20 protein-coding genes are annotated in these 20,306 nt (G+C 68.7%); 8 read left to right on the forward strand and 12 right to left on the reverse strand.

What is annotated here, in order from left to right; genetic code table 11:
* Nucleotides 1–4: 4 nt before the first annotated feature.
* From PCQ86_RS03370 to PCQ86_RS03405, 8 genes are all read left to right on the forward strand, one after another.
* Complete coding sequence (locus PCQ86_RS03370; protein WP_270174863.1) at nucleotides 5–850, forward strand: general secretion pathway protein GspB; 846 nt, start codon at nucleotides 5–7, stop codon at nucleotides 848–850.
* A 158-nt stretch (nucleotides 851–1,008) separates the two neighbouring features.
* The gene (locus PCQ86_RS03375) at nucleotides 1,009–1,815 is read left to right on the forward strand and encodes a Crp/Fnr family transcriptional regulator (RefSeq protein ID WP_270174864.1); all 807 of its coding nucleotides are present in this window, start codon (nucleotides 1,009–1,011) and stop codon (nucleotides 1,813–1,815) included.
* 56 nt (nucleotides 1,816–1,871) lie between these two features.
* Nucleotides 1,872–2,909 carry a pseudouridine synthase gene (locus PCQ86_RS03380; RefSeq protein ID WP_333489937.1) on the forward strand — a complete coding sequence of 346 codons (1,038 nt, stop codon included), beginning with the start codon at nucleotides 1,872–1,874 and terminating at the stop codon, nucleotides 2,907–2,909.
* A gap of 346 nt (nucleotides 2,910–3,255) precedes the next feature.
* Nucleotides 3,256–5,208 carry a molecular chaperone HtpG gene (gene htpG / locus PCQ86_RS03385; RefSeq protein WP_270174865.1) on the forward strand — a complete coding sequence of 651 codons (1,953 nt, stop codon included), beginning with the start codon at nucleotides 3,256–3,258 and terminating at the stop codon, nucleotides 5,206–5,208.
* A 141-nt stretch (nucleotides 5,209–5,349) separates the two neighbouring features.
* Entirely contained in the window at nucleotides 5,350–6,783 is a 1,434-nt protein-coding gene (gene ccoG / locus PCQ86_RS03390; protein ID WP_047349430.1) for a cytochrome c oxidase accessory protein CcoG, read from the forward strand.
* A gap of 152 nt (nucleotides 6,784–6,935) precedes the next feature.
* Nucleotides 6,936–8,369: a cytochrome ubiquinol oxidase subunit I gene (locus tag PCQ86_RS03395; protein ID WP_047349431.1), complete on the forward strand. Its 1,434-nt coding sequence runs from the start codon at nucleotides 6,936–6,938 to the stop codon at nucleotides 8,367–8,369.
* A gap of 3 nt (nucleotides 8,370–8,372) precedes the next feature.
* Complete coding sequence (gene cydB, locus PCQ86_RS03400) at nucleotides 8,373–9,383, forward strand: cytochrome d ubiquinol oxidase subunit II (RefSeq protein WP_047349432.1); 1,011 nt, start codon at nucleotides 8,373–8,375, stop codon at nucleotides 9,381–9,383.
* Entirely contained in the window at nucleotides 9,383–9,523 is a 141-nt protein-coding gene (locus PCQ86_RS03405; protein ID WP_084001969.1) for a DUF2474 domain-containing protein, read from the forward strand. Before cydB ends, PCQ86_RS03405 begins: the two co-directional genes overlap by 1 nt.
* Before the next feature lie 174 nt (nucleotides 9,524–9,697).
* On the opposite strand, the gene PCQ86_RS03410 is transcribed toward PCQ86_RS03405, so the two are convergent.
* From PCQ86_RS03410 to PCQ86_RS03465, 12 genes are all read right to left on the reverse strand, one after another.
* Nucleotides 9,698–11,107, reverse strand: a complete 1,410-nt coding sequence (locus tag PCQ86_RS03410; RefSeq protein WP_047349433.1) for an aminotransferase-like domain-containing protein — start codon at nucleotides 11,105–11,107, stop codon at nucleotides 9,698–9,700.
* Between the two features lie 61 nt (nucleotides 11,108–11,168).
* The gene (locus tag PCQ86_RS03415; RefSeq protein ID WP_270174866.1) at nucleotides 11,169–12,209 is read right to left on the reverse strand and encodes a serine/threonine protein kinase; all 1,041 of its coding nucleotides are present in this window, start codon (nucleotides 12,207–12,209) and stop codon (nucleotides 11,169–11,171) included.
* A 35-nt stretch (nucleotides 12,210–12,244) separates the two neighbouring features.
* Entirely contained in the window at nucleotides 12,245–13,684 is a 1,440-nt protein-coding gene (locus tag PCQ86_RS03420; protein WP_270174867.1) for a bifunctional serine/threonine-protein kinase/universal stress protein, read from the reverse strand.
* A gap of 43 nt (nucleotides 13,685–13,727) precedes the next feature.
* Nucleotides 13,728–14,486: a metallophosphoesterase family protein gene (locus tag PCQ86_RS03425; RefSeq protein WP_270174868.1), complete on the reverse strand. Its 759-nt coding sequence runs from the start codon at nucleotides 14,484–14,486 to the stop codon at nucleotides 13,728–13,730.
* Nucleotides 14,487–14,616: 130 nt separating this feature from the next.
* Nucleotides 14,617–15,033 (reverse strand): organic hydroperoxide resistance protein, encoded by a 417-nt coding sequence (locus PCQ86_RS03430; protein ID WP_011803942.1) that lies wholly within the window; start codon nucleotides 15,031–15,033, stop codon nucleotides 14,617–14,619.
* Nucleotides 15,034–15,094: 61 nt separating this feature from the next.
* Nucleotides 15,095–15,562, reverse strand: coding sequence for a MarR family winged helix-turn-helix transcriptional regulator (locus PCQ86_RS03435; protein WP_196994469.1), 468 nt, complete (start codon nucleotides 15,560–15,562; stop codon nucleotides 15,095–15,097).
* Nucleotides 15,563–15,958: 396 nt separating this feature from the next.
* Nucleotides 15,959–17,140, reverse strand: a complete 1,182-nt coding sequence (locus tag PCQ86_RS03440; RefSeq protein WP_270174869.1) for a DSD1 family PLP-dependent enzyme — start codon at nucleotides 17,138–17,140, stop codon at nucleotides 15,959–15,961.
* Nucleotides 17,124–17,768, reverse strand: coding sequence for a histidine phosphatase family protein (locus PCQ86_RS03445; protein ID WP_011803951.1), 645 nt, complete (start codon nucleotides 17,766–17,768; stop codon nucleotides 17,124–17,126). The genes PCQ86_RS03440 and PCQ86_RS03445 overlap by 17 nt, the downstream gene beginning before the upstream one ends.
* Before the next feature lie 22 nt (nucleotides 17,769–17,790).
* Nucleotides 17,791–18,255, reverse strand: a complete 465-nt coding sequence (locus PCQ86_RS03450; RefSeq protein WP_047350058.1) for a DUF2501 domain-containing protein — start codon at nucleotides 18,253–18,255, stop codon at nucleotides 17,791–17,793.
* A gap of 26 nt (nucleotides 18,256–18,281) precedes the next feature.
* Complete coding sequence (locus PCQ86_RS03455; RefSeq protein ID WP_442874539.1) at nucleotides 18,282–18,917, reverse strand: DUF4136 domain-containing protein; 636 nt, start codon at nucleotides 18,915–18,917, stop codon at nucleotides 18,282–18,284.
* Nucleotides 18,918–18,961: 44 nt separating this feature from the next.
* Nucleotides 18,962–19,915 (reverse strand): tRNA 2-thiocytidine(32) synthetase TtcA, encoded by a 954-nt coding sequence (ttcA, locus tag PCQ86_RS03460; RefSeq protein ID WP_011803954.1) that lies wholly within the window; start codon nucleotides 19,913–19,915, stop codon nucleotides 18,962–18,964.
* Nucleotides 19,916–19,919: 4 nt separating this feature from the next.
* On the reverse strand, nucleotides 19,920–20,291 hold the full coding sequence (locus tag PCQ86_RS03465) for a dihydroneopterin aldolase (RefSeq protein ID WP_011803955.1): 372 nt from the start codon (nucleotides 20,289–20,291) through the stop codon (nucleotides 19,920–19,922).
* Nucleotides 20,292–20,306: the final 15 nt, after the last annotated feature.

Genomic DNA, 20,306 nt, shown 5'->3' on the forward strand with positions numbered 1-20,306 from the left:
ACCCATGTCCTACATTCTCGACGCGCTGCGGCGCGCCCAGGCCGAGCGCGGCCGTGGCAGCGTGCCCGGCCTGCATACCCCCGCGTCGCCCGTGGCGGTGCCCACCGTGCAGCGCGCCGCACCGGCGCGGGGGCTGCCCTGGATGGTGCTTGCAGCGCTGGCGGGCGTAGGGGCGGCAGCCGGCGCCTGGTGGCTGGTGCGTGCGCCCAGTGCGACGGTGGCCGCGGTAGTGCCTGCGCCCGCCCCCGCGGTACCGGCGCCTGCCGCTCCAGTCTCCGCCGCGCCGATGGCCGTACCGGCCCATGGGGCAGCGCCTGCGCCCGAAACTGCGCCCGCAACCACACCAACACCAACACCAACACCAACACCAACACCAACACCAACACCAACACCAACACCAGCGCCAACACCAGCGCCAACACCAGCGCCAACACCAGCGCCAGCGCGAGTACCGGCATCGGCATCAGCACCAGCATCCAAACCCACGCCCGAGCGCTCTGCCCGCGCCGAAGCGCCTGCCCCCCGGCCCGAGCGCAGCGCGCCGGCCCCCGCGGCGCCTGCCCGCGCACAGGCCCCGCGCGCTGCGCCGCCGGCACCCGCGCCGCAGGAATCGACGGGAACCGTCTTTGCCCAGGCCGACCTGCCGGCGAGCGTGCGTGAGCAACTGCCCACCCTGCAGCTCGCGGGCGTGACCTACTCGTCCAATCCCGTGTACCGCATGGTGATCGTCAACGGCCAGGTGCTGCACGAGGGGGATACCGCCGCCCCCGGCCTGGTGTTGGAGCGCATCGAGCCGGCGCGCACCGTGTGGGCGTTCCGCGGCTACCGCTATGCCTTGCCGACGCAGTGATGGGTTTGTAGTCAAACAGGACTTGATCCCAGAATCAGTAAGCGCGAGCAGCTATTAAATAAATAGCATCCGAGTGTGTCGATACCTCGGACCGGCCAGGCGTTGGTTCGTGGTATTCCCGCTGCCCCGCTGCGCGCTTTGACCGCATGCTTGCGCGCATGAGCCAAGACGCCTCCCTGCACCAGCGGCGCCGCCCGCCCACGGCCCAAGAACTCAGCGGCATTCCCTGGATGGCGTCGCTGCAGCCCGCCGAGCGCGAACGGGCGGTGGCCGCGCTGGCCGTCGGCGATGCCCAGCCGGGCGACTACGTGTGCCGTGTGGGCCGGCCGGTGACGTACTGGTTTGGGGTGGTCGAGGGCCTGCTCAAGATGAGCGCGGACAACGCCGACGGGCTGACGATGACCTTCACCGGCGTGCCGCCCGGCGGCTGGTTCGGCGAAGGCACGGCGGTCAAGCGCGAGCCCTACCGCTACAACATCCAGGCCCTGCGCAGGAGCGTGGTGGCGGGCCTGCCCATCGACACCTTCCATTGGCTGCTGGACCATTCCATCGGCTTCAACCGCTTCGTGATGAACCAGCTCAACGAGCGCCTGGCGCAGTTCATCGCCGCGCGGGAAATCGACCGCCTCACCAACCCCGACCTGCGCGTGGCGCGCAGCCTGGCGGCGCTGTTCAACCCCGTGCTCTACCCGGGCGTCGGGGAAGTGCTGCGCATCACCCAGCAGGAGCTGGCCTACCTGGTCGGCCTGTCGCGCCAACGTGTGAACGAGGCCCTGGCGACCCTGGAAGCGCAGGGGGCGATCCGCGTGGAGTACGGCGGCCTGCGCGTGCTGGACCTACAGGCGCTGCGCACCAGCCTGTTCAGGCGGATGGAGCCGGCGGACGCGGGCCGCCCCGGGCCCCGGCGCCGCGCTTCACCGCGCAGGGCGCCGGCCGACGAGAACGAGCCCGCCGCCATGATCTGAAGGCGCGGTGGATGGGGTGGGGCGCGGCGCGCTCCATGGCGCGAGACAATAGCGCCATGCCCGAAACGCCCGCCCGTCCCCCCGCACGGTCCGTCCCCGCACCGTCCGCTTCTGCTTCCCCCACTCCGCTGCGCCCGCGGCTGGTGCTGCGCAAGCAGACCACGCCCGCAGCACCTGTGGCTACCGGCAAGGCGCCGGGCCGGTCCGCAGGCCGGACGGCCGGCACGGCCGCACCCAGCGGCGCGGCAGGCGCCCCCCGTACGGCGAGCCGGCACGCGCCGGCCGCGCCGCGCCCTCCTGCCACCCGTGCGCCCGCTGGCGCTGCGCAGGCGCCTGCAGACGGCCGCATGCGCCTGAACAAGCGCATGGCCGATCTGGGGCTGTGCTCGCGCCGCGAGGCCGACGACTGGATCGCCCAGGGCTGGGTGCGCGTCAACGGGCAGGTGGCGGCCATGGGGCTGCAGGTGGGGCCGCACGACCGCATCGACGTGGACCGCGCGGCCCAGGGCCACCAGCGCCAGCAGGTGACCATCCTGCTGCACAAGCCCATGGGCTATGTGAGCGGCCAGGCCGAGGACGGCCACACGCCGGCCGTGGCGCTGATCAACCCACGTACGCACTGGAAGGACGATGAGAGCCGCACGCGCTTTTCGCCCGCGCAACTCAAGGGCCTGGCACCCTGCGGGCGGCTGGACATCGACTCCGTGGGCCTGCTGGTGCTGACGCAGGACGGCCGCGTGGCGCGCCAGCTCATCGGCGAGGACTCGACGGTGGACAAGGAGTACCTGGTGCGCGTGCAGTACGGCGATCGCGCGCAGGATGTGCGCGCCGTCTTCCCCGCCGACAAGCTGGCGCTGCTGAACCATGGCCTGGCGCTGGACGGCCAGCAGCTCAAGCCGGCGGTGGTGGAGTGGCAGAACCCCGAGCAACTGCGCTTCGTGCTGCGCGAGGGCAAAAAGCGCCAGATCCGCCGCATGTGCGAGCTGGTGGGCCTCAAGGTGGTGGGCCTCAAGCGCATCCGCATCGGCCAGGTGCTGCTGGGCAAGCTGCCGCCGGGCCAGTGGCGCTACCTGGCGCCGGGTGAGCGCTTTTAAGCTATTAAATCAGGAGCTGTTAGCGCTCGCCAAAAGGGCGTTTGCAGTTCAAAACCCTTTGAAATGCAGAAAAGGAGAGCGCAAGCCGCTCTCTTTTTTGATGGCTGCGGTGGGCGTTCAGTCGCTGCTGCCGCTCGACAGCGGTGCGTTGTAGATCACCGCGCCCAGGATCGCGCCGACGCTGGGGCATGCGGCCAGCGTGGCATCGGTTGGTGGCAAATCGCCGTGCCGCGCCCCTTGAAGCCGGGCGCGGCGCCCCCACCTGCGCATGCGTTCCGGCTGCGCCGGAGAACATGGTTGAATCCCCTGTGATTTCTTTCCCGTTGCCCTTGTTTGAAAAACACCTATGAGCAAGCACACCCATTCCTTCCAGGCCGAAGTGGCGCAACTGCTGCACCTGGTCACGCATTCGCTGTATTCCAACAAAGAGATCTTCCTGCGCGAGCTGGTCTCCAACGCCTCGGACGCCTGCGACAAGCTGCGCTTTGAAGCGCTGAACAATGCCGCGCTGTACGAGGATGCGCCCAACCTGGAGGTGCGCGTGTCCTTCGACAAGGAAGCGCGCACGCTGACCATCACCGACAACGGCATCGGCATGAGCGAGCAGGAGGCCATTGACCACCTGGGCACGATCGCCAAGAGCGGTACGCGCGACTTCATGAACCGCCTGTCGGGCGACCAGAAGGCCGACGCGCAGCTGATCGGCCAGTTTGGCGTGGGCTTCTACTCGGGCTTCATCGTGGCCGACCGCATCACGGTCGAGAGCCGCCGCGCGGGCCTGCCCGCCAGCGAAGGCGTGCGCTGGGCCAGCGGCGGCGCGGGTGACTTCGAGGTAGAGGCCATCGAACGTGCGGCGCGCGGCACCAGCGTGATCCTGCACCTGCGCGAGGATGCCGAGGAGTTCCTCAACGCCTGGAAGATCAAGCAGGTGATCGGCAAGTATTCCGACCACATCAGCCTGCCCATCCTCATGGAGAAGGAGGAGTGGAAGGAGAGCGAGAAGGAAGGTGAGCCGGGCCAGATGGTGAAGACCGGCGAGTGGGAAACCGTGAACAAGGCCAGCGCCCTGTGGACGCGGCCCAAGAAGGACATCACCGACGAGCAGTACCAGGACTTCTACAAGTCCATCAGCCACGATTTCGAGAACCCGCTCACCTGGAGCCACAACCGCGTCGAGGGCAACACCGAGTACACGCAGTTGCTGTACATCCCCGCCAAGGCGCCGTTCGACCTGTGGAACCGCGACAAGAAGGCCGGCGTGAAGCTGTACGTCAAGCGCGTGTTCATCATGGACGACGCCGAGTCGCTCATGCCCAGCTACCTGCGCTTCGTCAAGGGCGTGATCGACTCCGCCGACCTGCCGCTGAACGTGAGCCGCGAGCTGCTGCAGGAAAGCCGTGACGTGCGCCTGATCCGCGACGGCTCGGTCAAGCGCGTGCTGTCCATGCTCGAGGACCTGGCCAAGCACGACAAGCACGAGGCAGCGGCGGAAGGCGCCGATGGCGTGCAGGACGTGGTCAGCGCCGAGGACAAGGCCAAGGAAGGCAAGTACACCCAGTTCTACGCCGAGTTCGGCGCCGTGCTCAAGGAAGGCCTGGGCGAGGACTTCGCCAACCGCGAACGTCTGGCCAAGCTGCTGCGCTTTGCCTCCACCACATCGGATACGCCGAGCGTTTCCTTTGCCGACTACAAGGCGCGCATGAAGGAGGGCCAGGAGGCCATCTACTACATCACCGCCGACACGCTGGCCGCCGCCAAGAACAGCCCGCAGCTCGAAGTCTTCAAGAAGAAGGGCATCGAGGTGCTGCTCATGACCGACCGCGTGGACGAGTGGGCGCTGAACTACCTGCAGGACTTCGACGGCACGCCCCTGCAGTCCGTGGCCAAGGGCGCGGTGGACCTGGGCAAGCTGCAGGACGAGGCCGAGAAGAAGGCGGCCGAGGAGGCCGCCGAGGCCTTCAAGCCCGTGCTCGCCAAGCTCAAGGAAGCGCTCAAGGACAAGGCCGAGGACGTGCGCGTGACCACGCGCCTGGTTGATTCGCCCGCTTGCCTGGTGGTACAGGAAGGTGGCATGAGCACGCAGCTCGCGCGCCTGCTCAAGCAGGCCGGCCAGAGCGCGCCTGACGCCAAGCCCGTGCTGGAAGTGAACCCCGAGCATGCGCTGGTCAAGAAGCTGGACGGCAGCGTGCACTTTCACGACCTGGCACACATCCTGTTCGACCAGGCGCTGCTCGCTGAGGGCGGCCTGCCTGAGGACCCGGCCGCGTACGTAAAGCGCGTGAACGCGCTGCTGGCCTGAGCGATGGGAGGGATGGCGGCATCTGGTATGCCTGATTGGGGCGCATCTGCTGCTGTACCCGCCGCGTCGCGCGCGCGATAGTCCCTGACAGGCGCGGGGGCCCGCTGTGGTGTCGCCCGGCGCCACAGCTCAGAGGCCCCCATGTCCCATCCAGAGCGCCTGCCCCGCAACGGGGCGCCGCGCAAAACCATACCGATCGTTCCCGAGTCCACTTCGCTGTACGAGGCGCAGCAGAAGATCTATCCGCGCTCCATTCGCGGCACCTTCGCGCGCTGGCGCTGGCTCATGGTGTGGGCCACGCAGATCGTGTTCTACGGCCTGCCATGGCTGGAGTGGGGGCAGCGCCAGATGGTGCTGTTCGACCTGGGCGCGCGGCGCTTTTACCTGTTCGGCCTGGTGCTGTACCCGCAGGACTTCATCTACCTCACGGGTCTGCTCATCATCTCGGCGCTGGCGCTGTTTTTGTTCACCGCCGTCGCCGGGCGGCTGTGGTGCGGCTTTGCCTGCCCGCAGACGGTCTATACCGAAATCTTCCTGTGGATAGAGCACCGCATCGAGGGCGACCGCAGCGCGCGCCTGCGCCTGGACAACGGCGGCTGGACGGCCGAGAAGCTGTGGAAGAAGTCGGCCAAGCAGTTGGTCTGGATCGCCTTCTCGCTGTGGACCGGCTTCACCTTCGTGGGCTACTTCGTGCCCATCCGTGAACTGGGTGGCGAACTGCTGGCGCTGCAGGGCGGCTGGCAGATCTTCTGGGTGCTGTTCTACGGCCTGGCCACGTACGGCAACGCGGGCTTCCTGCGCGAGCAGGTGTGCAAGTACATGTGCCCGTATGCGCGCTTCCAGAGCGCGATGTTCGACAAGGACACGCTGATCGTCACCTACGACGCGCAGCGCGGTGAGACGCGCGGGCCGCGCAGCAAGACGGCCGCGCCCGCGCGCGGGCAGGGCGATTGCATCGACTGCACGCTGTGCGTGCAGGTCTGCCCCGTGGGCATAGACATCCGCGAGGGGCTGCAGTACGAGTGCATAGGCTGCGGCCTGTGCGTGGATGCCTGCAACAGCGTGATGGACAAGGTGGGCCTGCCGCGCGGCCTGATCCGCTACGCCACGCACAACGGCATGGCCAGCCGCTGGAGCGCTGCGCAGATGCTGCGCCGCGTGGCGCGGCCGCGTGTGCTGATCTATACGGCGGTGCTGGTTGCCCTGAGCGTGGCCATGCTCGCCAGCATGGCGCTGCGCACGCCGCTCAAGGTGGACGTGGTGCGCGACCGCGCCGCGCTCTCGCGCATCGTGGCGGGCGGCAAGCTGGAGAACATCTACCGCCTGCAGATCATGAACGCCACCGAGGCGCCGCAGCGCTACCGCATCGGCGCCAGCGGCATCGCGGGGCTGGAGGTGGCGTCCGAACCCGAGGTGGAGATCGGCGCCGCGCAGGCGCGCTGGGTACCCGTGCGCCTGCGCATTCCCTACGGCTCCATGCCACCGGGTTCGCACCCGGTGCTCTTCGATGTCGAGGCGCTCGGCGACACGCCGGCGCGCGTGACGGAGAAGGCCATCTTCCTGGTGCCGCGATGAGGTGGTCTGGCCGCCAGGGGCGCGGCGGCCTGCCCTCGACAGGGTGGGCGTGCTGGCGGATACTGCGGCGCTCCAGGCATCGCGCCTGGGATGCAACAGGAGCCGTCGAACCACCCATGTGCACCGCGCTGTACGTTTGAAGGAGACGCGCAATGCTTGGATTCACCGCGCTGGAACTGGCCCGCATCCAGTTCGGCTTCACCATTTCGATGCACATCATCTTTCCGGCCATCACCATCGGGCTGGCGAGCTACCTGGCCGTCCTCGAAGGGCTGTGGCTGTGGCGCAAGAACCCGGTGTACCGCGACCTGTACCACTTCTGGTCGAAGATCTTCGCGGTCAACTTCGCCATGGGCGTGGTTTCGGGGCTGGTCATGGCCTACCAGTTCGGCACCAACTGGAGCCATTACTCGGCCTTCGCGGGCAGCATCACCGGGCCGCTGCTGGCCTACGAGGTGCTCACGGCTTTCTTCCTGGAGGCGGGCTTTCTCGGCGTGATGCTGTTCGGCTGGCGCAAGGTCGGCCCCGGCCTGCATTTCTTCGCCACCGTGATGGTGGCCCTGGGTACGCTGGTGTCGGCCACCTGGATCCTGGCCTCCAACAGCTGGATGCAGACGCCCCAGGGTTTCGAGATCGTCAACAACGTGGTGGTCCCGACGGACTGGTTCGAGGTCATCTTCAACCCGTCCTTTCCCTACCGGCTCGCCCACATGACGGTGGCGGCGTTCCTGTCCACCGCGCTGTTCGTGGGCGCGTCGGCGGCGTGGCACCTACTGCGCGGCAACGACAACCCGCGCGTGCGCACCATGCTGTCCATGGCCATGTGGATGCTTCTCGTGGTGGCGCCCGTGCAGGTCGCCATCGGCGATTTGCACGGCCTGAACACGCTTCAGCACCAGCCGGCCAAGCTGGCGGCGATGGAGGGGCACTGGGAGAGCAAGCCGGGCGAGGGCGTGCCGCTCACCCTTGTCGGCTGGCCCGACATGGAGGCCGAGACCACGCGCTACGCGCTGGAGATTCCCCGGCTCGGCAGCCTGATCCTCACGCACTCGTGGGACGGGCAGTACCAGGGCCTCAAGGAGTTCGCGCCGCAGGATCGGCCCAATGCCGCCATCGTGTTCTGGAGCTTCCGCCTCATGGTGGGGCTGGGCATGCTGATGCTGCTGCTGGGGCTGTGCAGCGCCTGGCTGCGCTGGCGCCGCGGGCTGTACCGCTCGCGGCTCTTTCTGCGCTTTGCGGTCTGGATGGGACCGACGGGGCTGATCGCCATCCTCGCGGGCTGGTTCACCACCGAGATCGGCCGCCAGCCCTGGATCGTCTATGGCGTCATGCGCACGCAGGACGCGGTGTCCAACCACTCCGCGCTGGTGCTGGGCACCTCGCTGATCATCTTTGTCGTGGCGTACTTCATCGTGTTCGGCATCGGCACGCGCTACCTGCTCAAGCTCGTGGCCCTGGGGCCCGACGTCTATGACGATACGGGCGATGACGGCTCCGATGCGCCGCAGCGCCGGCCAGCACGGCCGCTGTCCGCCGCCCCGGACGCACCGGCCGGCGCCATCCACACCACTCCTCGGAAGGGCTGAACCATGGGCATCGATCTACCGGTCGTCTGGATCATCATCATTGCCTTCGGGCTGATGATGTACGTGATCATGGACGGGTTCGACCTGGGCATAGGCATCCTGTTCCCGTTCGTGAAGGCGCGCGAGGACCGCGACGTCATGGTCAACACCGTGGCGCCCGTGTGGGACGGCAACGAGACCTGGCTGGTGCTGGGCGGCGCCGGACTCATGGCCGCCTTTCCGCTGGCCTACGCCGTGGTGCTCAGCGCGCTGTACCTGCCGCTGCTGCTCATGCTGCTGGGCCTCATCTGGCGTGGCGTGGCCTTCGAGTTCCGCTTCAAGGCGGACGAGCACCACAAGCCCTTCTGGGACATCGCCTTCATGGGCGGTTCCTACGTGGCCACGTTCTTCCAGGGCGTGGTGCTGGGGGCGTTCCTGAACGGCTTCGAGGTGCGCGATGGCGTCGCCACGGGCGGCGCGCTGGCCTGGATCACGCCGTTCAGTCTGTTCACGGGGCTGGCGCTGCTGCTGGCCTATGCGCTGCTCGGGGCCACCTGGCTCATCATCAAGACCGAGGGCGCGCTGCACGATCGCATGGTGGCGCTGGCCCGCCCGGCCACGCTGGCGCTGCTGGCGGCCATCGTCATCGTGAGCGTGTGGACCCCGCTGACCCACGCGGCCATCGCGCAGCGCTGGTTCAGCTGGCCCAACCTCGCGTTCTTCGCGCCCGTTCCGCTGCTGGTGCTGGTCACGGCCGTCGGCATCCTGCGCAGCCTGCGCGGCGGCAATCCCGGCGCGGCGCCGTTCCTGCTCACGCTGTGCCTGCTGTTCCTGGGCTACAGCGGCCTGGGCATCAGCCTGTGGCCGCACATCATCCCGCCGGCCATCACCCTGCGCGAAGCGGCCGCGCCGCCGCAGAGCCTGGGCTTCACGCTCGTGGGCGCGCTGCTCATCATCCCGATCATCCTGGCCTATACGGCCTGGTCGTACTACGTGTTCCGAGGCAAGGTGCGCCCGGGCGAGGGCTACCACTGATGGCGCCGCCCGCCCCGCGCAAGCCCTGGCTGCGGCGCATCGGCTGGCTGGTGCTGATCTGGGCCGCCAGCGTCACCACCCTGGGCATCGTGGCGTGGTTGCTCCGGGGACTGATGGGCCTGGCGGGCCTGACCGCCTAGCTCACACCGTGCCTCCCTCAGAGCGTCACGCAACCCGCGACGCATGAAACTGGCGCTACCCAAGCCAGGGCAGCCGAGCAAGGGCCGCCCCGCAGCGAGGGCTGCGTCCCCCTTCCCGCATCGCGTAGCGATGCGAGAGAAGGGGGAAGGCGCGTAGCGCCACAGGGGGTTGTTTCACTTCACCGCGAGGCGGCCCAGCGTGGCCAGCGCGGCTTCGCTGCGCGCGTTCCATTCCTGGCCGTAGTTCAGCCGCAGGCAGTGCGCGAAGCTGCGCGAGGCCGAAAAGATCGGGCCCGGCGCGATGCTGATGCCGTGCTGCAGCGCCTGACGGTGCAGCCGCAGCGTGTCGGTGCCATCGGGTAGCTCTAGCCACAGGAAGTAGCCGCCCGCCGGCTGCGTGGCGCGCGTGCCTGGCGGGAAGTGCGCGGCCACGGCCTCGGCCACGAGCGCCTGGCGCGCGGCCAGGGTTTGGCGCAGGCGGCGCAGGTGCTTGTCGAAGCCGCCGCGCTCCAGATATGTGGCCAGCGCCAGCTGCACGGGCGCCGATGCGCCCAGCGTGGTGGTCAGCTTCTGGCGCGCCACGGCTTGCGCGAAGCGGCCCGGCGCGGCCCAGCCGATGCGATAGCCCGGCGCCAGGCATTTGGAGAACGAGGAGCAGTGCAACACCAGCCCCTCACGGTCGAAGGCCTTGGCGGGCAGCGGGCGCCTGTCGCCGAAGTACAGCTCGGCATACACGTCGTCCTCGATCAGCGGCACGCCGTGGCGCGTGAGCAGCTCCACCAGGGCCTGCTTCTTGGCCTCTGGCATCAGGCCGCCCAGCGGGTTCTGGAAGGTGGTCATGAGCCAGCAGGCCCTGGGGCCGTGGCGCGCGATGGCGTGCTCCAGCGCCGCCAGGTCTATGCCCTCGCGCGGGTGGGTCGGCACCTCAATGGCCTGCAGGCCCATGCGCTCCAGCGTCTGCAGCGCCGCGTAGAACGTGGGTGATTCGACCACCACGGAGTCGCCCGGGCGCGTGACTGCCGCCAGGCACAGGTTCAACGCCTCCAGCGCGCCGTTGGTGACGATGATCTCGTCGGTGCGCACCTGCAGGCCGTCGGCAAGGTAGCGCAGCGCGATCTGCCGGCGCAGCGCCGGGTTGCCGGGCGAGAGGTCGTCCACCGTGCTCCACGGGTCGAGCGCCTGGGCGCTGGCGGCCACGGCTTGCCCCAGGCGGGACAGCGGGAACAGCAGCGGGCTGGGAAAGGCCGAGCCGAAGGCGACCACGTCGCGCGCCATGCTGGCTTCGAGCACCTCGAACACGAGTTCGCTCACGTCCACGGCGATCGACGCGTCCTGCGGCTGCGAGGCCAGCTCCGGCTCGGGCGGGCGCTTGCGCGCGCCCTCGCTCACGTAGTAGCCCGAGCGTTCGCGCGCACGCACCAGGCCGCGCGCCTCCAGCAGGTAGTAGGCCTGGAACACCGTGGAGGCGCTGATGCCGCGGCTTGTGCAAGTGTGGCGCACCGAGGGCAGGCGGTCGCCGGGGCGGAGCACGCCGTCACGGATGGAAGCTTCGATGTCCGCCGCGAGGGCCTCATAGCGTTTCATGCGGCCGATTCTAGGAGGCCGTTCCTGCGGTCCCGCCCGCAGCGCTGAGGCGGGCGCCGCCTCATGCGGCCAGCGGCTCCTCCTGCATGGCCTCGATCTGCTCATGCAGCATGTCCACCTGGCCGCGCCAGTAGTCGCTGCTGCCGAACCAGGGAAAGTTGATCGGAAAGATCGGGTCGCTCCAGCGCCGCGCCAGCCACGCGCTGTAGTGGATCAGGCGCAGTGTGCGCAGCGGCTCGATGAGCGCGAGCTCGCGCCGGTCGAAGGGGCGCAGCTGCTCGTAGCCGTCCAGCAGTGCCGATAGCTGTACTGTGCGCTGGCGGCGCTCGCCCGACAACAGCATCCACAGGTCCTGCACGGCCGGGCCCATGCGCGCGTCGTCCAGGTCCACGAAATGCGGGCCGCCGTGGCCGGCGTCGTCCACGGGCGTCCACAGCACGTTGCCGGGGTGGCAGTCACCGTGCAGGCGGATGTTGCTCGCGTCTTTCAAGCCAAATTGGCCCGTAGCGCCCGATAGACAAGCGCCAGCAGCTATTAATTCGAGAGCTTGTTCGCAGGCATCGCGCCATGCCGTCTGTTGGTCCAGGGGAATGATCTGCGTGCCGATCAGCCAGTCGCGCGGCTCTTGGCCCAACGTCTGCAGGTCCAGCGCCGGGCGCTGCGCGAAGGGCCGGGCTGCGCCCACGTTGTGGATGCGTGCGAGGTAGCGGCCCAGCCACTCCAGCACCTCGAAGTCGTCGAGCTCGGGCGTGCGCCCGCCGCGCCAGGGACTGACGGCAAAGTCGAAGCCCGCATGCCGGTGCAGGCTGCGGCCGTGCAGCAGCAGGGGCGCGACCACGGGCACCTCGGCATCGGCCAGCTCCTGGGCGAAGGCGTGTTCCTCCAGGATCTGCGCCTCGCTCCAGCGCCCCGGGCGGTAGAACTTGGCCACCACGCGACTGCCGTCTTCCAGCGTGGCCTGGTACACGCGGTTCTCGTAGGAGCCCAGGGCCATCAGCCGGCCGTCGCCATACAAGCCGACGCTGGCCAGCGCGTCCAGCACCAGGTCGGGCGTGAGGCTGGCGTAGGGGTGGAGCGTGTCATCGGTGTGGGGCGCGGTCATGGCGTGATTGTCACGCTTGCGGCAGCCACGCGGGGTCACTGGCCCAGCGCGTCGAAAGGCAGTTGCTGCTTGACCAGGATGACGGTGCAGGGGGCATCCCGCGCCACGCGGATGGGCACGGTGTCGATGAAGCGCTGCAACTGCAGCCCGTGCGTCGCCGCCCCCAGGATCATCATGCTCACGCGGTTGCCCTCGGCATAGCGGACCAGGGCCTGGGCCACGTCGCTGGCCTCCAGCACGTGGTAGCTGGCGCTGTGGCGCGACAGGTCCAGCCCCGCCGCCCACTGCTTGAGCCGCGCCAGGTGCGTGCGGTGCAGCATGGTCTCGCTGCGCGTGCTGTCGGACGTGCTGCTGGCCGAGGGCGAGATCACCGTCACGCAGGCCAGCCGCGCGCCGGGGCGTATGCCCAGCGAACGGGCAACCGCTTCGCGCAAGGAGTACAGCGTGGCGTCCGTCACGTCGTCGTGCGGCACGGCCACCATGAGGATGGGCACCTCGGCGATCTGGCGCGCCGGCAGCGGGCTGGGCTGGTAGTGCATGCCCGCAGCCTTGATCCAACGCTTGAAGTGCGCGCGCACGCCGGGCCCGCGCAGGCGCCGGCCGCGCTCGGTGATGGGCACCTGGTCGGGGTTGGCCAGGTCGAAGGCCAAGTGCGCGGCCGAAGGGTAGCGCTGCGCGGCTTCGGGTTCCAGACAACGCAGGATCACCTCCTGCAGCCACTCGGGCAGGTCGGGGCGGTACTGGCGCGGCGGCGCAGGTGTCATCCACAGGCGCTGGCGCATGCCGCCCTGTGTGGTGGGCGAGCCGAAAGGCAGTTCGCCCGTGGCCATCTCGTAGAGCATGACGCCGATCGCGAAGATGTCGCTGCGCAGGTCGCCGCGCACGCCCACCACCTGCTCGGGCGCGATCCAGGTGGGCGAGCCCACGGCCTGGCGCATTTCCTCGGCCAGCAGGTCGGGGTAGTGCGCGTGGCAGGACAGGCCGAAGTCCAGCAGCACCACGCTGCCGTCGGGGCGCAGCAGCACGTTGGCGGGCTTCAGGTCCAGGTGGCAGACGTTCTGCTGGTGGATGCTGTGCGCGGCCAGCGCCATGGCGCCGCCGATGCGGGCGATGGTCTCCGCACTGCGCGCAGCGGTGTCGCCCGGCGGGCGATCGTCCAGCCAATGCTGCAGCGTATCGCCCTGCACGTATTCCATGACCAGGTAGGGCAGCCGCATCAGGTCACCCGCCGCCACGAAGCGCGGCGCGTGGTGGCCCGACAGCGTGGGCAGGATGGTCAGCTCGACCTCGAAACCCACGATGTTCTCAGCCCCGTCGCCTGCCGTCATGCGCGGGATCTTCATGGCCATGGGAAAGCCCGGGTCGCGCGACGCATTGGCATAGCCCACGCGGTAGATGTGCGCCATGCCGCCCGCGTGGATGCACTCATGCACCACGAAGCCGTCGATCTCGGTGCCGGGCGTGAGCAGCTTCATGGGGCGGTGGTGTGTCTGGTCCTGAAGGGTGGAAAAGGCGGGCTCAGCGCCCGCGCTCCAGCCGGTCGGCAAAGAACGTGGGAAGACCGCTGGCGCGCACGGCGGCCGCGGCGGCGGCATGGTTGTAGGCCACGCGCTGGAAGGTGATGGTGGCGGCGTCCGGGTCGAACAGGGCATACATGGCGCGCGTGTCGCCATCGCGCGGCTGGCCGCACGAGCCGGCGATGGCCAGCCACTGGCGGTGCGGCGGCACGGGCACGGGCACGCCCGGCTGGGGCGAAAAGCGCATCAACTTGGCCGTGGGCGTGAGGAAGTACAGCGCCTGCTCATGCACGTGGCCGCAGAAGACGTAGCGGATGGACGGGTCGATGCGCGTGGCGGCGGTCATGCAGCGCTCGGCGGCGTTGCTGTCGGTGATGTAGTGCCAGCGCTCGGGGCCGTCGGCGCTGGCGTGCACTAGCAGCGCGCCGGGCCCCAGGCGCTCGGTCAGCGGCAGGCCGGCCAGGAAGGCACGCTGGCGCTCGTCCAAGTGCGGATGGGTCCACTGCGCGCTCTGGTCGCCCAGGTTCTGGGCAACGGCGGGCGGGGCGAGGGCGGCCGCGTCATGGTTGCCGCGCACGCACAGTGCGCCCGCGGCGGCCAGTTGCATGGCCCGGTCGAGCACCGGGCCGGGGTCCGCGCCATAGCCCACCAGGTCGCCCAGCAGCGCGAACTGCTGTGCACCGTGTGCTCGCGCATGCTCCAGGCAAGCGTCGAAGGCGGGCAGGTTGGCGTGGATGTCGGACAGCAGGGCGATCTTCATGGCGCGGGCAATGCAGGCGAAGCGGGGGACAGACCGCGCATGATGAACCCGTAAGCTGAGCGCTCGCTTGCAATGGGTATCCCGCCAGACTAGGGAAAACGCGGAGAACTGCGCCGCCCGCTACGGTGCCTCAGGCCAGGGTCAGCGTCACGTCGATGTTGCCGCGTGTGGCGTTGGAGTAGGGGCAGACCTGGTGCGCGTCGTTGACCAACTGCTGCGCCTGGGCGCGGTCCATGCCGGGCAGGTGCACCTTCAGGCGTGCGGCGATGCCGTAGGCATTGGGGATCGTGCCCAGGTCCACCTCGGCGTCGATGGCCAAGTCCTGGGGCAGGGTCAGCTTTTGCTTCGCGGCGACGGCCTTGATGGCGCCGATGAAGCAGGCCGAGTAGCCGGCGGCGAAAAGCTGCTCGGGGTTGGTGCCCGTGCCGCTGCCGCCGGGCGAGGACAGCTGGACCTGCAGCCGCCCGTCATCGCTGCGCGATGCGCCGTCGCGCCCGCCGGTGGTGTGGGCGCGGGCGGTGTAGAGAACCTTGTCGAGCGTGGTCATGGGTGCATCCTTTCAGAGTGGAACAAAGGCCCCGCCAACGGGGGCATGAGGGAAAACGGTGTCAGGCCTGCGGCTGCACGAGCCGGTCGCGCAGCGCATGGAGCTGCGCGGTCAGGGCGCCAATGTCGGCGGGTGTGCACTGCGTGCGGGCCAGCACGCAGTGCGGGATGGGCTGGGCGCCATCACGCAGCGCACGCCCCTGGCCGGTGAGCGTGATGCGCACGCGGCGCTCGTCCTGCACGTCGCGCAGCCGCACCAGCAGGCCTGCGGCTTCCAGGCGCTTGAGCAGCGGCGTGAGCGTGCCCGAGTCGAGGAACAGGCGCTCGCCCAGCTCGGAGACGGTGAGCCCGTCACGCTCCCACAGCGCCAGCATCACCAGGTACTGCGGATAGGTCAGGCCCAGGGCGTCAAGCAGCGGCTTGTAGAGCTTGGTCATGGCCAACGACGCGGAATACAGCGCGAAGCACAGTTGGTTGTCCAGCAGTAGCTCGGGCGGGCTGGGTGGCGTGGCGGGTTTGCGGGAGGGCATGGGCTCTATTATTGCCAGCGATTAAATTGATCACAATTTAATTGCTGGTTCCATCCAGTGCGGTAGGGAGATTGCGCGTTGTGCCAGCAGAAAGGGCGAGATGGCAGTAAGGAAATTGATGCACAAGCGCTCATCTTTTAGGAGCTTTTTGCGCGGATCCAGATTGGCCCGAAGGCCTATTTCTCCCTTTTTACCGTCTGCCGAGGCGCCTTGGAACGTCGGTCGCGTGTGCGATCCAGCGGTGCGGCTTGGTGGGTCGCCGCACTGCCATGGATGCGGTAGCGCTCTTGGTTTTGGCTATGGAGGTGACAGCGTGCAGACTTTGCGTGCCCGCATCGATCACGTACTCGCCGCAGCCGCCATGGACGAGCACTCGGCAGTGCTCAAGCTTGGCGCTTACGTCACCGCGCCGCGGGCATCCACGCGAATGATGCGCTCCACCACGCCGTGCGCCAGGCCACCACGCACGCCTATCAGGTAGTCATGCAGGTTCACCGTGGGGTCACAGTGGCCGGGTACCAGCCACAGCATGCGGCCCAGGGCCGGCAGGCGCGCCTTGGGGCCAGCTGCGTGCAGGACGCCGTGTTCGTCGCCGCCGTTGGCGTAGCGCAGGTCGCGTTCCGGCGGCAGGCCCCAGACCAGGGGCAGGCCGGAGTCGATGGCGTGGCTCTTGTGCCCTGCGTCGCACACCACGTGCGTGGGTCGCGCAGAGATCACCTGCGTCTTCACGAACAGCGCATGCTCGAAGGCGGGCTGGGCGCCTTCGCGTTCATTGGCGGCGTAGTCCGCGTCCATGAAGAGGAACGAGCCGGCCTGCAGTTCTCCATACACCCCGCTGGCGGCCTCGTGCACCAGCGTGCCGGTGCCGGAGCCCGTGACCAGCGGCACGGGCAGGCCCGCGGCCTCGATCAGCGCGCGGGTATCGGCGGCGGCCTGCACTGCGTGGACGATCGCCACGCGCCGCTCGGCCGCGCCGCGCAGGTGCTGTGCGCTGCCGTGGTAAGCCTGCAGGCCTGCGAAATGCAGGCGCGGCTGGGCTGCCACGGCCTGGGCCAGGGCGAGCGCCGCCGGGCCGGGCGGCACGCCGCAGCGACCCTGGCCGACGTCGATCTCCACGAACACGTCGATGCCGGCGTCGCTGCCCGCCACGCGCATGGCCTCGGACAGGCGGGTGATGCCTTCTTCGCTGTCCACCGCGATGCCCAGCCGGCCGCCGCGGGCGGCCAATTGCGCGGCCAGGCGTGCCGCGCGCAATAGTTTGGCTCCCCCCAGTACCTCGTTGCTGATGTACAGGTCGGCCACGCCGCCGGCGGCGAGCGCCTCGGCCTCGGACACCTTCTGCACGCAGTGGCCGCGCGCGCCGGCCTTTTCCAGTTGCAGGGCGATCTCTGCGCTCTTGTGCATCTTGGCGTGGGGGCGCCAGCGCACCTGGTGCTTGTGCGCGAATTCGGCCATGCGCTGGATGTTGCGCTCCATGGCATCCAGGTCGACGACGAGTGCCGGCGTGTCGATCAGGTCCACGCGCAGCCCGACGGTGGCGCGCAGGTGTTCGGGCAGATGCTCAGGAGTGGATCTCATCGCGGCTCGCGTTCTCCAGGTGTTGCGTGTCGGCCCAGCCCACCAGGGTGAGCCCGTTGCCCTCGGTCCACAGCAGCCGGTTGATGGCGGCGTTGGTCAGCTGCCAGGTGCGTGGGGCCTGCAGGTCCAGCCGCGTGGCCAGGCGGTAGAGCACGTCCATCACCCCGCCATGGGCCACCAGCACGATCTGCTCTCCGGCGTGGCGCGCGGCAATGCCGTCCACCGTGACAGCAATGCGCTCGCGCAGCATGTCCAGCGACTCGCCGCCGCCGTCGGGCACGAAGTGGGGATCGCGCTTGCGCCAGCGCAGGGCCTGCTCGGGGGATTCGGTCTCGATCTGCTGGAAGGTGCGCCCCTGGAAGCTGCCAAAGCTGCGCTCGCGCAGGCCGGGCACGGGCGTGAGGGGCGCTCCCGTGGTGCGGGCCACGGCTTCGGCCGTGGCGTAGGCGCGCTGCAGGTCGCTGCTGTAGATGGCGGCCACCGCTTCGTCGGCCAGCGCCTGCCCTACCTGCCGGGCCTGCCACAGGCCGGTGTCGTTGAGCGGTATGTCCAGATGGCCCTGGATGCGGGTGTCCACATTCCAGGCGGTTTCGCCGTGGCGGATGGCGATGATGCGGGTGGCGTGCATGGAAAAGAGCGCAGGCGTGGGGTCAGAGCAGGGAACTGGCGTTGTCGAGCACGAAGTCGCAGGCCTTTTCCTTCAGGTCGCCCTTGAGGCGGTTCAGGTTGAACTGCTTGCCGTTGGAACCGCTGACCATGCCCGACAGGCCGCTCAGGTAGCCCTCGTCACGGGGCTCTGGCTGGGCCGCGCCCAGGCCCATCTTGCCCAGCAGCTGCTGTTTGACCAGTGCGGCCTTGTCGGCATTCAGATAGTTGTTCTTCATGCAGTAGGTGATCACGCCGGCAGCGTTGCTGGGGGTGGCCGATCCACTCAAACCCATGGCGGACAGGGCCGACGGCGCAGCGCCCCCACCCAACATTCCGCCGAGCGTGGAGGGGCTGGCACCCCCGCCGGTCGCGCCGCGCAGGGTGTCGCCCAGGCCGGATGCCTGGGCGACCATGCTCGCGGTGCCCAGGCAGGCGCACAGAACAAGGTGTCGGATGGAGCTTCGCATGGCGGGTCCTTTCAGGTCGGGGGGAGTCAGCGTTGTGGCGTGATTTCTGTGCGGACCTTGCGCTGGCCCGCTGGGGGGCGCGGGAAGCCGGTGAGCGCCTGGTCGAACAGCACGCCGTAGATGGCGGGATCATCCGTCCACACGTCCTCGTACACGGCCGAGGTTTCGTACACCACCTGCTGCGAAGCGGCGTCGCGCAGCATCAGACTGACCTTGCGGCGGTAGAGGGTGGGCGGGCCGTCCATCATCCAGCCCATGCCGCCAAAACCCCAGCCACCGCCGTAGCCCAGGCCCCAGCCGAAGCGGCCGTAGAACGGATCGGGCGCATAGGGCCAGTAGCGCGGCGTGGCGTAGCCGCCCTCGGCACCGATCTGTGCAACCAGCCGTGGCTGGGTGTCGTCGCGGCGCAGGCCCACGCGCGCAAGCGCCTGTTCGGCCAGGGCCTCGATGGGTGCAAACGCTGCGGCCTGCGCCTGCTGCGAGGGCAGCCGCTCGAAGCGGTAGGTGGGTGGGCTGGGCAGAGCGCTGAGGGTGGAGAAGCTGCTGACGTCGCTCTCCACCAGGCGCGGACCGGCGCAGCCGGCCAGCAGTGCGGCCGCGGCGCTCAGCGCGAGGGCAGGAATGTGGCGCAGGAAGGCCATGGCGGTATCTCCCCGGGGCATCAGGCCCCGCGCCTGTGATGGTACGGCGTTGCGCGGCGCTGCGTTCAGCCCAGTTGCACCACCTGCAGGCCAGGCAGCGCGGGTGCGACCGGAAATTCCTCGTGATCGAACGCCATGTCGCCATTCGGGTCGGCAATACCGGTGGCCTTGGCGTTCTTGAAGTCGTGCAGGTGGGGGTCCATCAGGTGCGTGGTCACCACGTGGCCCATGGCGCGCAGCATGCTCTCGATGCGGCCCGGGAACTTCTTGTCCCATTCGCGCAGCATTTCGTTGACGGCCACGCGCTGAAGGCCGTCCTGGCTGCCGCACAGGTTGCAGGGAATGATGGGGAACTGCTGGTACTGCGCCCAGCGCGCCGTGTCCTTCTCGGGCACGTAGCACAGCGGGCGAATCACCACATGCTTGCCGTCGTCGCTGACCAGCTTCGGCGGCATGCCCTTCATGCGGCCGCCGTAGAACATGTTGAGCATCAGCGTGGCGACGATGTCGTCGCGGTGGTGGCCCAGCGCCAGCTTGGTGCAGCCCAGGTCGTCCGCCACCTTGTAGAGGATGGCGCGGCGCAGGCGCGAGCACAGGCTGCAGGTGGTCTTGCCCTCGGGCACCACGCGCTTGACGACGCTGTAGGTGTCCTGGTTCTCGATGTGGTACTGCACGCCGATGCTCTTGAAATAGTCCGGCAGCACATGCTCGGGGAAGCCGGGCTGCTTCTGGTCCAGGTTCACGGCCACGATGTCGAACTTCACCGGCGCGCGCTTTTGCAGCTTGCGCAGGATGTCCAGCAGCGTGTAGCTGTCCTTGCCGCCGGACATGCACACCATGATCTTGTCGCCTTCCTCGATCATGTTGAAGTCGGTGATGGCACGGCCCACCTCGCGGCACAGGCGCTTTTCCAGCTTGTGGGACTCGCGCTCGATCTTGCGTGTGTCGGCCGCATCGGGCGCGGCATCTTCGCCGGCCCAGTCGGCGGCGGTGGGAAGGGTGTTGTTGGCGGTGTTCATGGGTTTACCACTGTCCTGTCTCGACGCGAATGGCGACTTCGCAGTCATCAAAAATTTCCAGTTTGGCGATCTTCACACGCACGCCCAGCACGCCGGGCAGCTGCATCAGCCGGTTGGCCAGCTTGCCGATCAGGCTCTCCAGCAGGTTCACATGCTCGGCCGTGCACTCGTCGATGATGATCTGGCGCACCTTGCGGTAGTCCAGCACGTGCTGGATGTCGTCGTCGCGCGGCGCCAGGGGCTGGGTGCCCAGGTTCAGCTCGGCGTCCACCTGGATGGGCTGGGGCGCGTTTTTTTCGTGCGCGAGGATGCCCAGGTTCGCGTCGAAGCGCAAACCGGTGAGCGTGAGGATCTGGGTGCCGGCGGCGGTGTGCATGGCGGGGCGTGCGGG

The sequence above is a fragment of the Diaphorobacter sp. ED-3 genome, assembly GCF_027625375.1.
In the GTDB taxonomy this organism is placed as follows: Bacteria; Pseudomonadota; Gammaproteobacteria; order Burkholderiales; family Burkholderiaceae_C; genus Diaphorobacter; species Diaphorobacter nitroreducens.

Bases quoted from the DNA above. Each gene is read 5' to 3' on its own strand.
- PCQ86_RS03370 (WP_270174863.1), top strand. From the start codon at position 5: ATGTCCTACATTCTCGACGCGCTGCGGCGCGCCCAGGCCGAGCGCGGC.
- PCQ86_RS03375 (WP_270174864.1), top strand. From the start codon at position 1,009: ATGAGCCAAGACGCCTCCCTGCACCAGCGGCGCCGCCCGCCCACGGCC.
- PCQ86_RS03380 (WP_333489937.1), top strand. From the start codon at position 1,872: ATGCCCGAAACGCCCGCCCGTCCCCCCGCACGGTCCGTCCCCGCACCG.
- htpG (WP_270174865.1), top strand. From the start codon at position 3,256: ATGAGCAAGCACACCCATTCCTTCCAGGCCGAAGTGGCGCAACTGCTG.
- ccoG (WP_047349430.1), top strand. From the start codon at position 5,350: ATGTCCCATCCAGAGCGCCTGCCCCGCAACGGGGCGCCGCGCAAAACC.
- PCQ86_RS03395 (WP_047349431.1), top strand. From the start codon at position 6,936: ATGCTTGGATTCACCGCGCTGGAACTGGCCCGCATCCAGTTCGGCTTC.
- cydB (WP_047349432.1), top strand. From the start codon at position 8,373: ATGGGCATCGATCTACCGGTCGTCTGGATCATCATCATTGCCTTCGGG.
- PCQ86_RS03405 (WP_084001969.1), top strand. From the start codon at position 9,383: ATGGCGCCGCCCGCCCCGCGCAAGCCCTGGCTGCGGCGCATCGGCTGG.
- PCQ86_RS03410 (WP_047349433.1), bottom strand. From the start codon at position 11,107: ATGAAACGCTATGAGGCCCTCGCGGCGGACATCGAAGCTTCCATCCGT.
- PCQ86_RS03415 (WP_270174866.1), bottom strand. From the start codon at position 12,209: ATGACCGCGCCCCACACCGATGACACGCTCCACCCCTACGCCAGCCTC.
- PCQ86_RS03420 (WP_270174867.1), bottom strand. From the start codon at position 13,684: ATGAAGCTGCTCACGCCCGGCACCGAGATCGACGGCTTCGTGGTGCAT.
- PCQ86_RS03425 (WP_270174868.1), bottom strand. From the start codon at position 14,486: ATGAAGATCGCCCTGCTGTCCGACATCCACGCCAACCTGCCCGCCTTC.
- PCQ86_RS03430 (WP_011803942.1), bottom strand. From the start codon at position 15,033: ATGACCACGCTCGACAAGGTTCTCTACACCGCCCGCGCCCACACCACC.
- PCQ86_RS03435 (WP_196994469.1), bottom strand. From the start codon at position 15,562: ATGCCCTCCCGCAAACCCGCCACGCCACCCAGCCCGCCCGAGCTACTG.
- PCQ86_RS03440 (WP_270174869.1), bottom strand. From the start codon at position 17,140: ATGAGATCCACTCCTGAGCATCTGCCCGAACACCTGCGCGCCACCGTC.
- PCQ86_RS03445 (WP_011803951.1), bottom strand. From the start codon at position 17,768: ATGCACGCCACCCGCATCATCGCCATCCGCCACGGCGAAACCGCCTGG.
- PCQ86_RS03450 (WP_047350058.1), bottom strand. From the start codon at position 18,255: ATGCGAAGCTCCATCCGACACCTTGTTCTGTGCGCCTGCCTGGGCACC.
- PCQ86_RS03455 (WP_442874539.1), bottom strand. From the start codon at position 18,917: ATGCCCCGGGGAGATACCGCCATGGCCTTCCTGCGCCACATTCCTGCC.
- ttcA (WP_011803954.1), bottom strand. From the start codon at position 19,915: ATGAACACCGCCAACAACACCCTTCCCACCGCCGCCGACTGGGCCGGC.
- PCQ86_RS03465 (WP_011803955.1), bottom strand. From the start codon at position 20,291: ATGCACACCGCCGCCGGCACCCAGATCCTCACGCTCACCGGTTTGCGC.